This is a genomic window from Bradyrhizobium quebecense (assembly GCF_013373795.3).
Lineage (GTDB): Bacteria > Pseudomonadota > Alphaproteobacteria > Rhizobiales > Xanthobacteraceae > Bradyrhizobium > Bradyrhizobium quebecense.
Genome location: NZ_CP088022.1, coordinates 8,392,269 through 8,405,654, shown reverse-complemented (window position 1 = coordinate 8,405,654; position 13,386 = coordinate 8,392,269). Strand labels below are relative to the sequence as shown.

9 protein-coding genes and 4 pseudogenes are annotated in these 13,386 nt (G+C 59.2%); 5 read left to right on the top strand and 8 right to left on the bottom strand.

What is annotated here, in order from left to right; translation table 11 throughout:
* Positions 1–6: 6 nt before the first annotated feature.
* The 3 genes and pseudogenes from istB to HU230_RS39900 form a co-directional block, all read right to left on the bottom strand.
* Positions 7–645, bottom strand: a pseudogene (gene istB, locus HU230_RS39910) (IS21-like element helper ATPase IstB); the annotation flags it as partial.
* 11 nt (positions 646–656) lie between these two features.
* A complete protein-coding gene (gene istA / locus HU230_RS39905; RefSeq protein ID WP_173643975.1) occupies positions 657–2,195 on the bottom strand; it encodes an IS21 family transposase in 1,539 nt (512 codons plus the stop codon).
* A 234-nt stretch (positions 2,196–2,429) separates the two neighbouring features.
* Positions 2,430–2,654 (bottom strand): hypothetical protein, encoded by a 225-nt coding sequence (locus tag HU230_RS39900; protein WP_166071942.1) that lies wholly within the window; start codon positions 2,652–2,654, stop codon positions 2,430–2,432.
* A 377-nt stretch (positions 2,655–3,031) separates the two neighbouring features.
* Here HU230_RS39900 and HU230_RS39895 point away from each other — a divergent pair, with 377 nt between their 5' ends.
* Positions 3,032–3,556, top strand: a complete 525-nt coding sequence (locus HU230_RS39895) for a Fic family protein (RefSeq protein WP_224924212.1) — start codon at positions 3,032–3,034, stop codon at positions 3,554–3,556.
* 165 nt (positions 3,557–3,721) lie between these two features.
* A complete protein-coding gene (locus HU230_RS43755; RefSeq protein ID WP_275948939.1) occupies positions 3,722–3,850 on the top strand; it encodes a hypothetical protein in 129 nt (42 codons plus the stop codon).
* Between the two features lie 80 nt (positions 3,851–3,930).
* On the opposite strand, the gene HU230_RS39890 is transcribed toward HU230_RS43755, so the two are convergent.
* From HU230_RS39890 to HU230_RS39870, 5 genes and pseudogenes are all read right to left on the bottom strand, one after another.
* Positions 3,931–4,044: a TIR domain-containing protein gene (locus HU230_RS39890; RefSeq protein WP_231169030.1), complete on the bottom strand. Its 114-nt coding sequence runs from the start codon at positions 4,042–4,044 to the stop codon at positions 3,931–3,933.
* A 957-nt stretch (positions 4,045–5,001) separates the two neighbouring features.
* Complete coding sequence (locus tag HU230_RS39885; RefSeq protein ID WP_224924213.1) at positions 5,002–5,838, bottom strand: hypothetical protein; 837 nt, start codon at positions 5,836–5,838, stop codon at positions 5,002–5,004.
* Between the two features lie 571 nt (positions 5,839–6,409).
* A complete protein-coding gene (locus HU230_RS39880) occupies positions 6,410–6,823 on the bottom strand; it encodes a hypothetical protein (protein ID WP_173643932.1) in 414 nt (137 codons plus the stop codon).
* 257 nt (positions 6,824–7,080) lie between these two features.
* A pseudogene (locus HU230_RS39875) lies at positions 7,081–8,247 on the bottom strand (IS3 family transposase).
* Between the two features lie 149 nt (positions 8,248–8,396).
* Positions 8,397–9,524, bottom strand: a pseudogene (locus HU230_RS39870) (IS3 family transposase).
* Between the two features lie 503 nt (positions 9,525–10,027).
* On the opposite strand from HU230_RS39870, the gene HU230_RS39865 reads away from it, so the two are divergent.
* From HU230_RS39865 to HU230_RS39855, 3 genes and pseudogenes are all read left to right on the top strand, one after another.
* On the top strand, positions 10,028–11,269 hold the full coding sequence (locus tag HU230_RS39865; protein WP_173643933.1) for a cytochrome P450: 1,242 nt from the start codon (positions 10,028–10,030) through the stop codon (positions 11,267–11,269).
* Positions 11,270–11,383: 114 nt separating this feature from the next.
* The gene (locus HU230_RS39860) at positions 11,384–11,659 is read left to right on the top strand and encodes a hypothetical protein (protein ID WP_224924215.1); all 276 of its coding nucleotides are present in this window, start codon (positions 11,384–11,386) and stop codon (positions 11,657–11,659) included.
* Between the two features lie 49 nt (positions 11,660–11,708).
* Positions 11,709–12,673, top strand: a pseudogene (locus HU230_RS39855) (IS481 family transposase).
* Positions 12,674–13,386 lie beyond the last annotated feature (713 nt).

The window sequence follows — 13,386 nt, the reverse complement described above, 5'->3', positions numbered from 1 at the left end:
AGTCATCGGCTCGCCGATCAGCGCGTGCCATTGATCGACGGGAAGCTGGCTGGTGACGATGGTGGAGCGGTGGCCGTAGCGGTCCTCGAGGATCTCCAGGAGGTCGTGGCGGGCCGCGGCGTCGAGCGGCTCGAGACCCCAGTCGTCGAGGATGAGGAGATCGACGCGGCCGAGCGCGCGCAGCAGGCGGGGGTGGCGGCCGTCACCGCGCGCCAAGGCCAGATCGCTGAACAGTAGCGGGACGCGCTGATAGAGCACGGAGCGATTGTCGCGGCAGGCTTTGTTGCCGAGCGCCGAGGCGAGCCAGCTCTTGCCGACGCCGGACGGGCCACAGATCAAAAGATTGGCGTGGTCGTCGATCCATTGGCCTTCGACCAGCATCGTCAAGAGGCTGCGATCGAGGCCGCGCGGGGTGCGATAGTCGATGTCCTCGATGCAGGCCTGCTGGCGCAGCTTGGCATATTGAAGCCGCTTCGACAGTCGCTTGTCGCGTCGCAGCGACGCTTCACGTTCGAGCAAGAGCGCAAGCCATTCGGCGTGACCGAGGCTGGCGGCCTCGCCGCCGGCTTCGATGTCGGCGAAGGCCTTGGCCATGCCGTGAAGGCCGAGTTGATGGAGCTGATCGAGGGTTGGATGGGTGAGCAAGGCGTGATCTCCTAATTGTAGTAGCGCGGCCCGCGGATGTTGGGATGGAGGATCGGCGCGTCGTCCGCGGAGCGCTTGGGTGAAGGACGCCGATCAAGATTGTTGGCGAGGATCGATTTGACCGAACCGTAAGTGCGCGCGCCGATATCGATCGCCCGCATGGCGGCGGCATCGAGCCGCTCTTGCCCGTAGGAGCGGGCCAGCCGGATGATGCCGAGGCAGGCGCGGAAGCCCTGCTCGGGGTGTGTGCGTTCATCCAGGATCAGATCACACAGCGCCGCGGTGGCCGGTCCGATCGTGGCTGCATCCTTGCGGATGCGCTCGATGGTCCAGCCGGCGTAGCGCCGATGACTGGAGGCCATGTGCTCCGGTACGGTCGTGTGCTTGTGGTTGCCGCTCACGCGTTGATGCGCGGCGATCCGCTCGCCCTTGTGGAAAATCTTCACGGTGCGGGCGGTGAAGCGCACCTCGACCTCGGCTCGGACGAAGCGATGCGGGACGCTGTAGTAATGCGCCTCGACCTCGACGTGATAGTCGATGCTGACCCGGCAGATCCGCCACTCGGCGAACACGTAAGGGCTCTCCGGCAAGACCTTCAGTGCCGGCCGGTCGATCTCCTCCAATAGCTTGCGGCGGGTGACGCCGAGCCGCTGGATCGGCCGCTCCTCGTTGAGACGGGTCATTAACTCGGCGATCGCCGCGTTGACCTCGGCGAGGCTGTGGAAGATCCGGTGGCGCAGCCGTCCGAGCAGCCAGCGCTCGACCATGAGGACCGCCTGCTCGACCTTGGCCTTGTCCCGTGGCCGTCGTGGCCTGGCCGGCAGAATGGCGGTGCCGTAATGCGCCGCCATATCGGCGTAGCTGCGGTTGATCTGCGGATCGTAGAGGCAGGCCTTGATCACCGCGACCTTGGTGTTGTCCGGCACCAGCAGTGCCGGCACGCCGCCGATCGCCTCGAAGGCGCCGACGTGCCCGCTGATCCAGTCGGCGAGGCCCTGCGTCCAGGTCGCCTGCGCGTAGGTGAAGCTCGATGCGCCGAGCACCGCGACGAAAATCTGCGCGGCGCGCCGCTCGCCGGTGAGCCGGTCGATCACCACCGGCACGCCGTCGCCCGCATAGTCGACGAACAGCTTCTCGCCGGCCGCGTGCGACTGGCGCATCGTCACCGACAGCCGGCCTTCCCAGGCCCGGTAGAGCTCACAGAACCGCGAATAGCGATACCCGCCGGGTTCGCCCGCGATGTACTCCTCCCACACAATCGACAGCGTCACGTGCTTGCGCTTGAGCTCGCGATGCACCGCCGCCCAGTCCGGCTCGGCCTGCCGCCGATGGCCCCGCCGGGTGCCCGGACCGGCTCCGGCGCTGGCGAACAACCGGGCCTCCAGCACCGTGTCGGTGACGTCGTCTGGCAACGGCCAGGTCAGCCCCGCCGCCTCGAACCGGCGGATCGTCAACCGCACCGTCGAAGGGGCCGTGCCGACCCGCCGCGCAATCTCGCGGGTCGGCATCCCGGCCGACTTCAATCTGATCACATCGCGCACATGGCGCATCGCAAACCTCTCCGTCGGCATCCAGGTCCCCCTTCGCAAAGCCGAAAGGCGGGACCGTATCGGAGCCAGAAGAGGCCTCGTCACCCCGGGCGACATCATCCCGGAATGGTGGGCGAGATCATCTCGGAATGGTGGGCAAGATCAAATCGGAACGGTGGGCGAGATCATTCCGGAATGGTGGGCGACATCGAGCGGAATCAGCACGCACTCGACACCGCGCCGCTCCCGGCGCCCCTAGCGATCGATGATCCCGGTAAGGATGGCTTTGACGCGCACGGAGACGGCCATGCAATTTTGTGCGGCTTTGATGGACTTGAGCCTTCCCGGATCATTCTGTGCGATGTTGGGATCAGATAGGAGGCGCTGCAGCCGGACGCGGCGCCATGCCTGCACATGGCGGAGGCGCGGCAGGATCGCAGGCCGTGCGAAAGCGTCGATCCGCTCAAAGCTGGTCGCCACGGCCTGTTCCCTCCAGGTCGCAGACTAGCGCAATCCGCCGCACGGATGGAAGAGGAGCCTGTGATTTTACGGACTGACCGCTCCGGTCGCCGCCAATTGCAACCTTCCGTTGTTGGGAGGTCACATCAGGCAAGGGACGTGAAGTCCGCCTGTCGTGAATTCGGACAAACTGATGGCGGCAGGACGGATACTTTGGCGTCGTCAAAGACGACAGCGGGCTTCGATATGTGACCTACGTGGTCGCGAGGGCCGATACGGCCGAAGCCGTAAAGGCTTCGTCGGCAGCCGGCGCAGGCGAAGCAGCGACCTCGAATCTCGAACTCCGCGAAGCCGACTGGAAGCGGCCTTGGCCATGGCGAGCTTGTGGCGATAGAACGATGACCGGAATAATCCGCTGGCGCACCGAACAGGCAGGTTCAATACAGGTGGTGTCGGGGACCCTCGGCCGCGAACGTGTTCACCTTGAAGCGCCGGCTGCCAAGCGGCTTCAGACCGAGATAAAGGCGTTTCTGGACTGGTTCAACACCGAGCAAGGCCAGGCCCCTGTTATCACGGCTGCACTTGCGCATCTGCGGTTTGTGACCATCCATTCCTTCGAGGACGGCACCGGACGAATAGGGCGTGCGATCGCCGATTTGGCACTCGTGCGTTCCGAACAAAGCACGCGGCGCTTCTACAGCATGTCCAGGCAAATCCGGAAGGAGCGCAAGCCTACTACGACATCCTTGAGCGAACCCGACGTAGCACGCTCGACATCATCAATTGGCTCGACTGGTTTCTCGGTTGCCTGGGTCGGGCTTTCGACGGCGCTGAGACGATCATCGGTAGCGTCTTGCAGAAGGCAGCGTTCTGGGAAAAGCATGCCACGAGCGACCTCAGCGATCGCCAGCAACGGATGCTAAATCGGCTGCTCGACGGACTTCCAGGGAAAGCTCACTTCGTCGAAGTAGGAAAAATTGCCAAGCTCTCGCAGCCGACCGCAACGCGCGACATTAATGACTTAATCAAGCGGCATTCAAAAGACGCCGCAGGCGGTCGCAGCACCAGTTACTCCCTTGGACTTAGCGATGCAGATCAAACTGATCAGCCTACCTAGCCGCGCCTGGGTCGCGGCCAATCACCCCCTCATCGCCGGCATCGATCACGTCGAGCATTCTTCAAGATTGATGCACGATCGAGGCTTACCTAAGCTGTAAGAACAGCCTTGGTATCGAAGGGGATTTTCATGTGATACATTTCGCGTGCAAGCTCAGTCTTCAAGGAAGTGCCCGGGCCGTTAGGAAATATAGGCAATGCCATCAAGGTCGGATGGCTTCTCCACCGTCGACTTCATAAGCGCAGCCACATTGGCTGCCCCAAACTTCCCGATAACGAAGCCGAGTTCGAACACGACATTCTGCCGCGCCCGCGATCGAAGGCCTGCTTCCGTATCCACAATACCGCTCGCGACCAACGATCCAAGGCCTGTTTGACAGTATACAGTTGCGGCTACCCATCTGATGCTCTGCTAGAATCCCCCGCAAGGGACGTATGCAAAAGGAAAGCGCCCCGCCCTTTCGGACGGGGCGCTACGGCGGCGCGGACTTGGGGTCAAGGCCAGATCTGGCCGCCGAATCGTTGCTCCGGATATCATACCGTAGCCAGGCTCCCTGCGGGCGCGAGATGTTATTTTGATGCTGATTAGGCGATGCTGAACAGATTTTCGCGGTGGCCGCATCCGGGGGCCATAGCCCACCCAAGTGCATCGGCCGGATCAAGATCTACCTCTTGGACAACGGATCTGGCCCTAATCAACACGTCGTTCGCCGAGCGTCAGAACCTTACCAAGCGCATATTCACCCCGCCTGACGCGTCCCTAAGAAGTTGAAAACCATTGTCACGCATTCTGGCCATTTTTGTTCTAAAATTTTTTGCCGGACTGATAAGACGCTTGTCGCTACCGCGGCGAAGGCTTCTGGCTTGGCTGGGAGGATGTGCTGACGCGGATCGACAAGTGGACCGTCCGGGGTTGCGTCGCGTGTGCAAGAAGCAGGTAGGAAGCCAGACAATCTCAAACTGAGGCACAGGCGCTTGCCGAATTTTCCCGGAATCAGCCTTGGCGACGCCTCGACCAATACGGCGCTAGTTTTCATCCAGAGATAATTTTCAGCTTTGGTGCACCTCTTCGACAACTGGCGCTGCAAACAACAAACTTGTCCAGCCGACCAGACGTTTGGATTAAATGCCAGGGAGTGAATAGCCGACTAGGAGCCAGACATCGCCTGCTCGAGCGACCGGCTATCAAGACTTCTCGGAGAAAAACACCACGGATAAGGCGCTGGTTGATTACGGCAATCTGAGTCCTGACCTATGGCCCCGAGAGCCAGACGCTGAAATCATTGCCATACCAGCCACGCTGCGGCATAATCGCGAGGGTACCGTCGAGCGCCGCACCTCCGTTCACCACGAGGCGGCTGAACGCACCAGTATCGTTCACTGCGAGCTGCAAGCGCCCGGTGGACGTTTGCAGATAGCCCCCATTCACCGTTATGTTGTTGTCACGACCATCGATGAGCGGCGCGACAGCCCCGCTATTGGTGAAGCGGCCATCGGTATTGAGCAGATAACTGCCGTTACCGGACAGGGTTGCGTGTTGCGCGACAGTTGCGTCGTACACTTCGTGATTGCCAGTAAACAACGCGACGCCGCCGAACAACTGCAGCGACAGGTTGTTGCGTCCAATGATGTTACCTTCATAGCGGGTCGCAAAGCTTGCGTCGGGCTGTCCCGTTGTGTGACCATTCGTGTCAGGCGTCATACCGAACGTCAATTTGGTCAGGCGCGGCGAACCCTTCTCGTCAAGTTGGGCGTAATCAGACAGGATGTCCCCTGACAGCGTTGCGCCACGCATCACGTTGATCTCGCCCACATAACCACTGTTCGACACGTACATCGCGGCGTAACTGCCAGCCAGGCGCCCGGTCAGATCGAATGTGTTGACGAGCGGACCGTCGATTTCGTTCAGCATCGGGGCCGCGCTATTGCCAATCGTGCGAATATACGAGCCACGATATTCACGGTGATTGCCCATCGTATTGTTGCCAAAGTCGAAGCTTGCTGCGATGCCATGCTCGCCGAGCGCCTGCACGTCGCCACGCTGAGTAAGCGAGTGACCCTTGCCATAGGCGAACATCGCCGTCCGCATGGACGCGGGTCCCCGGCGGGATTGTTATCCGATTGGCTTCGCCATCGACGCGGATGCCAGCGCCCCCCGGTCCTTCCGAAAGCAGGCCGGCGCGCTGGACCACAGTGTTGTCGCGGCCATAGACATGCAGCCCCAGTCCGAGCATCGCCGTGTTGTATGTATTTGGGCGATACGCGGTTCCTTCAGTGTTGCGAGCGAAGAAGGGGTTATCGCTAATCAGACTCTGACCGTTGCCGTAGATGGAGTAACCGAACAACTTGCGCCGATCGATGGTATAGCCGATATCCTGCAACGCGGCCAAACTCCGCCTCCATGAAGGGTGTGTAATTCCGGTATCGCTGGTGGCTCATTAAGCTGTTCTTGAGCTCGCTATGCGAGACGAAGGCTGCATCCGGCGACGCGTCCTCATGCATCGCCTGCACCGGAATACCGGGCATGGCGCCGGCCAGCACTTCACTCATATGCTTCCCGGCGAAATAGCCCGCGGCGCAGGTCGAAAACGTTGTCAGCTCGCAGGTTGGCGCAGCCGGAGCAATAGATCGCTTGTCCCGGCTTGGCTTGTTTGCCATTGTCATCGTGCAAATGGTCCGTCCAGCCATTTATCGCTTCGGGCGAAATGCGGCGATGCTTCGTAGCCGTCAATAGTACTGGCGATTCCCATCTGATGGGCGATCTCATGAATCGTAACGGGTGCGAGACCTATCTTTCGCGTCATCGGCAATTGCGAAGGGATGTATGCTTCGGCTGAAAACCCCATCTGTCCGATCGCAACCATGCCAAGCGCCCCGTAGGTCAGCGAGCCGCCTCGTGAGTGCGCCTGCACCTTGTTGCCGCCATCGGGTGACGATTGGATAGAGGCCCATGCGTTGTCAATGGCAATCCCGGCGACGTTGACGATGGCCGGCGATTGACCCGGTATGACCTTAATGATTTCAGCCCAATACTGAATCGCAGCCAGTGAATGATCTATTTCCCATTGCGGCAAATTCCGCAGTGCGCGCTGCTCGTCACCTGGGCCACAACAAAAAGGGCCATCTCCGACACCGAATATCCGCGCCCGTATGAATGGCACGCCGTTCGAATCGGTGACATCGTAGGTTTCAACGGCCGCGCTGGGCGATGAAATGGACCCGCGGAGCGGGGCCGCTTGAGCCGGTTTGTTAGTTGGAAACTGACCGCTCCTGATTACTTCCTATCACGCCGCCAGAGACACTGTCTGCTGCTGTTGCTGTGGGCATGTGGTCAACGCGTCAGCGTTGTCCACCATTCCACAGCCTTCGCGGCCTGCATCCGTTCGCGCCAGACCGCCATCGGCGTGCGATAGCCGAGCGCCTGATGAAGGCGACGATCGTTGTAGAAGGCGATCAGCTCGCGATCCCTGCCTTGGCCTCGCGGCCGTCGGCATAGCCCTTGAGATAGATGTCCTCATGCTTGAGCGACCGCCACAGCCGCTCGATGAAGACGTTGTCCATCCAACGACCGCGGCCATCCATGGAGATCTTGATCCCTGCGCCCGCCAACGCGCCGGTGAAGGCCGCGCTGGTGAACTGGCTGCCTTGGTCGGTATTGAAAATCTCCGGCCTGCCGTACTTCGCCAGCGCCTCTTCCAGAGCCGCCACGCAGAACGAGACGTCGATCGTGTTCGATAACCGCCACGCCAGAACCGCACGGCTCGCCCAGTCGATGATGGCGACGAGATAAAGAAAAGCCACGGCCGATGGGCAGATACGTGATGTCGGCGGCCCACACCTGGTTCGGCCGGTCGATCGTCATGTTGCGCAGCAGATAAGGATAGATCTTGTGGCCCGGCGCCGGCTTCGTCGTGTTCGGCTTCGGTCCCAGCGCCGCGATGCCCATCTTGCGCATCAACCGCTGCACGCGCTTGCGATTGACCTGAAGCCCCTCAGCCTTCAGCATTGCGGTCATTCGCCGCGAGCCCAGGAACGGCCAGGCGATGAACAGCTCGTCGATCCGCCGCATCAGGGCAAGGTCGTTGTCGTTGGCCGGCCGGGGCGGCCGGTAGACCCCGGAGCGCGCGATGCCAAGCAACAGGCATTGCCGACGGGATCGACAGCGCCTTGTCGGCGCGATCGAGCATTCCTCGACGGTCCGGCGTGCTCATCTTCCGGACCTCCGCGCTAAAAAATCGCGCTCGACCGTCAGTTGTCCAATCTTGGCGTGCAGCTTCTCGATCTCGCGTTCGCGCGTTTCCTCGCTCTCGCGCCCGACACCCGCATCAAAGGCCCGCGCCGCCTGGTCCAGCAGTTGCTTCTTCCAGGCATAGATCTGGTTCGGGTGAACCTCATAGCGCTGGGCCAGATCGGCCACCGTCGCCTGCTCCCGCACGGCTTCCAGCGCAATCTTTGCCTTCAGTGCCGCGTCGATCTTGCGTCTCGTCTTCGTCGTCATCAAGAGCTGGTCCCGGTTGTTTGGACAGGGCCCCGCGAAAATTAAGTGGATTCCTGCCGGGTTATGCTGAACGCGGGGCTTTACGATTTTGCTGTGGCGTCGGGAGGGCGTAAGCCCGACCAGATCCGCAGCAAAATCGTTGGCGACGATCATGCGGCCGTCACCATCGTTTGCGCGCCGAAGTAAGCCTCGTCGGGCGTGCGTTCGTCAAGGCTCGAGTGAGGACGTCCTCGATTGTAGAACGCCAGATATTTGGAAATCGATGCTCGCGCCTCGAGCACGCTGTCGTAAGCACGCAGATAGACTTCTTCGTATTTGACAGTGCGCCACAGCCGCTCGACGAACACGTTGTCGCGCCAGGCACCCTTGCCGTCCATGCTGATGGCGATGTTCGCGTCCAGCAGCACGCCGGTGAAGTCGAGGCTGGTGAACTGGCTACCCTGATCCGTGTTGAAGATCTCGGGCCTGCCGTGCTTCGCCAACGCCTCCTGGAGCGCTTCGACGCAGAATATCGTCTCCATCGTGATCGATACGCGATGGACCAATACCCTTCAGCTGAACACATCGACGACCGCGGCGAGGTAAACGAATCCACGTCGCATCGGAATGTAACTGATGTCCATTGCCCAGACCTGGTTCGGCCGCTCGATCTTCAATCCGCGCAATAGGTACGGGTAGATCTTCTGGCCCGGTGCGGGCTTGCTCGTGTTCGGACGGCGATAGATCGCCTCGATCCCCATGCGCTTCATCAGCGTCGCGACGTGGCGGCGGCCAACCTGCATGCCCTCACGCTGCAACAGCGATCGCAGCATGCGCCCCCCTGCGAAGGGATAATCGAGGTGCAGCTCATCGAGCCGGCGCATCAAGACAAGTCCTCGGCCGAAACCGGCCGAGGTTCATAGTAAACCGTACTGCGGGCAAGGTTCAGGACCTTCGCCTGGCGCACGACAGACAGATCATGGTCGCGGTCGATCATCGCTTTGCGCTCAGCAGGCCCGCCTTGGTGAGCGCGCCGGACAAAAAATCGTTCTCCAGCGCAAGCTCGCCGATCTTGGCATGTAACGCTTCAAATCGACCGGCGCCTCGGCCGGTCCGTTGTCCTGCCCAAACACTCCGGCGGCGCCTTCCAGGAGTTGGGACTTCCAGGTCGTGATCTGGTTCGGATGGACATCAAACAGTTGCGCCAGCTCGGCCAACGTCTTCTCCCCCTTCACGGCCGCCAAAACCACCTTTGCCTTGAATGCCGGAGAATGCGTCCGGCGACTCCTCTTCGTCATCTTCGCTCCTGTTTCGCGGCAAGAATCCTCGCCGCTCTCAGGCAGAAAATCCACTCAAGCTACTGTCCGAATTTGCGGAGCCAGCTCTTCATGCCCTCCGTTTATCAAACGGAGCGGCCCTTTTCCAACTTAACCTCTGGTCCCAAAATCGGGGTCCATTTCAGTAATGAATTGAGGGGGCGGTCCCGAGCCGCCGAAGATAGCGAGGTTAGCCGTTTTCAAAGAAGGATCACATTGCGTCCTTTTCGATAGCTCGAGCAGTAATGCGGCTGCCATGACGCGACGCCTGTCTACCAGTGATAGTTTCTCATCGATCCACTGGAACAGATTGATTTAGAGAGTCAATGCGATCCTGACTGCCAATAATGGTAGGGGGTGGTTGCGTAAACTTTGCGATACCGTGTCGAACGACAAGCCCCAACAAGACGCTACGGCAGCTCGAAACCTGAAATCGCTAAATGGATCCGTGAGCTCTCGAGCGAGCAAGATCTGCGGAGACGGTCATGGAAACTCGATTGGCAGACGTTGGAGCCGACGATGCTTGCAATATCCCGCTGAGCAATCTGGACGTAAGCGAAGCAAAGCGTTTTCAAGATAATAGGATATGGAGCTGCTTCGAGCGGCTGCGAAGGGAGGATCCCGTTCATTACTGCCAAGACAGTCCTTATGGTCCCTATTGGTCCCTAACGAAATACCGAGATATCCTGGCGGTAGATGCAAATCATAAGGTATTTTCGTCAGAGCGAGGAGTCACGATTATCGATGTGCCTGATGAGCACTGGACTCAGAGTTTCATCAAGATAGGTCCTCCCAAACATCGCGAGCAGCGCGATACAGTAAGTCCGATAGTTGCACCGGAAAATCTGACAAAACTCGAAGGCTTAATTCGCTGTCGGGTCAGGACGATTCTGGACGGCTTGCCGCGCAATGATGCGTTCAATTGGGTGGACATGGTCTCCATTGAGTTGACGACGCAGATGCTCGCCACACTATTCGACTTTCCATTTGAGGATCGACGGCTCTTGACCTATTGGTCGGACATAGGTGCTACAATTCCGAAAAAAGGTCATGCTGTCGATAGCTGGGACAAGCGAAGCAAAATCCTGTTCGAGTGCCTGGACTATTTTACCCGTCTTTGGAATGAGCGCATCAATGCCGAGCCTCGCCTCGACTTGATTTCCATGATGGCGCATTCTCCTGCGACGCGCCATATGGATCCGATGGAGTTTCTCGGGAATCTGATTCTGCTGATCGTGGGAGGCAATGACACTACGCGCAATTCGATCACCGGGGGGCTCCTGTTCATGAACCGGTATCCCTCCGAGTTGCGAAAACTACGCAATAATCCCAAGCTGGTGTCGAGCGCTGTGTCCGAGATTATTCGATATCAGACACCCATCGCACATATGCGCCGGAACGCCGTGGTCGATACCATCGTGGGTGGGAAACGAATCAGGCAAGGGGACAAGGTCGTCATGTGGTACATCTCTGGTAACCGCGACGAAGAGGTCATCGAGAATGCGAGTAGCTTCGTGATCGACCGCAAGAACGTGCGGCAGCATCTTTCGTTCGGTTTCGGCATCCATCGTTGCGTTGGTCGACATCTTGCGGAACTGCAGCTGAGAATCCTGTGGGAGGAAATGTTGAATGCGGGGCTAGAGGTCAAGGTTGTCGGCGAGCCCGAGCGGATTGCGTCAAATTTTGTGCACGGTTATTCCGTGCTTCCCGTGCGGATCGCAGCTTAGGCCGTGATGCTCTGGATTGGGAGCTGACACCCGCATCACGGTTGCGTTCTTTTTGGCCAGTCTCGCTGCTCCATTGGTACCTAATCGGCGTCGATCGGTACTAAGGAGCTGCTCATGGGCACGGAGCTCCGTGAGCGCTGGTGCCTGGCCAAGCCCTTTGCGATGCCGGCGCCTTTAAGGAACGTCTTCGATACGTTAGACGATGAGCTCAATATTGAAGATTGCAGCGGTGGGAGCGCTTTTGCTTGGAGAAGCGCTTTCGATAATCGCGGAGTTGATTGCCTCAAAGCAGTTTGGAAAGGCGGGCATCTGACAGCGCTCCTGCCGATGTTCCTGCTGATATCCCTCGGCGGTATCCTGCTCGTCTGCGGATACGCACTAGGTGTTTAGTCCCGGGCTTTGATGGTGCATTCTTGTCGCACGATTCGAAGGATGCGCTATGGGACAAGTTTTACACGGCTGCGCCACCACGACGGAGGCAGTCCGTCGAGCAATACAAAATAGTCAAGAGAGCCTGAGAGCACTCGCCAAGCGCTACGGGATCAACCAGAAGACTGTCGCGAAGTGGAAGCAGCGCGAGACGTCGCCGATCGTTCGACAGGCCCCAAGGAAGCCAACTCGACAGTCCTTTCCATCGAGGAGGAGGCGGTCATCGTCGCTTTCCGGCGGCATACACTGCTGCCGCTCGACGGTTGCCTCTATGCCCTGCAGCCGACCATCCCGCATCTGACGCGGTCGTCCCTGCATCGCTGCCTCCAACGCCACGGCATCAGCCGATTGCCGTAGGTTGAAGGCGGCAAGCCTTCGAAGAAAAAGTTCAAGGCTTATCCGATCGGCTATTTCCACATCGACATCGCTGAGCTCCAGACCGCCGAAGGCAAGCTCTACCTCTACGTCGCAATCGGTCGCACCAGCAAGTTCGCCTTCGTACAACTGGCTAGGAAGACGGGAAGGACCTCCGCCTCGGCCTTCCTCGAAGCTCTGATCGCGGCTGTCCCCTACAAGATCCATACGGTTCTCACCGACAATGGGATCCAGTTCACCTTCTTGCCGCGCTACGCGGACGGCCCGACGGCAAGATACGTGACACATATGTTCGATATGCGCTGCCAAGAGAATGGCATCGAACATCGGCTGACCAAGATCAAGCATCCCTGGACCAATGGCCATGTCGAGCGCATGAACCGCACGATCAAGGAAGTGACCGTCCAACGCTACCATTATGATCGACACGATCAGCTCGAAGCTCACCTTGCCGACTTCATCACCGCCTACAACTACGCTCGGCGGCTGAAGACCCTGAAGGGCCTCACACCCTACCAATACATCTGCAAATGCTGGACTTCCCAGCCAGAACGATTCAAACTCAATCCGCTCCAGCAAATGCCGGGACTAAAAACCTAGGCTACATGCATCTGAAGAATATTTGGATAATCATCTCCATCTCGGTGGGAGCAAGTTTAGTGGTGGAACCGAGTCTCACGCTTCTGCTCTTTCGAGATGTGCCGACGGCTGGTTCGCTGATCGGGCTGGTGCTTGGCGCGCTTGGTACGCTCGCAGCGCTATTCCTATGACCGTATTCTGAGAAGGCGTAAGATGGGCGGCAGTTCAGCATGAGTCAACTTTGAAAACGTTGCGCAAGATAGGTTTTGCTCAATTCGAACGCGAGAAAGAAAATATGTTTTAACGGACGTTCTGCATCTAGTTGGGACTGGCGCATGATCGTTGGCTCCGCTCCTCTGCAGGAGCAGACTTGCGTGTCATTCCCAAAGAGCGGGGCTTATGCGGCAGCCAAAGGTCTCTCAATCGATATATCTCGGGTCGTTTTCCCTCACCACAACAATTCAGTCCGATCTGAGAGACTGTAAGCGGCAAAGAGACTGAAAGAGACCTCGTCTGGTGGAGTGGGTGGGTTACCCTTACGCTTCAAGCACATTACCAACGGCTGGCAAAACAGGATGAGACACTTATGCCATGGAACCACGCCGCCTGAACGGCCTCAGTTTGCCGCTTACCGCTGGGCTTCGCTGCGCATAAAGACGATCGCCCACTGGACGCCGCCGTGTCGGCTATTGGCGCCTCCATATTTGCTCGCGCGGGTGGGCTCCGGATCGACT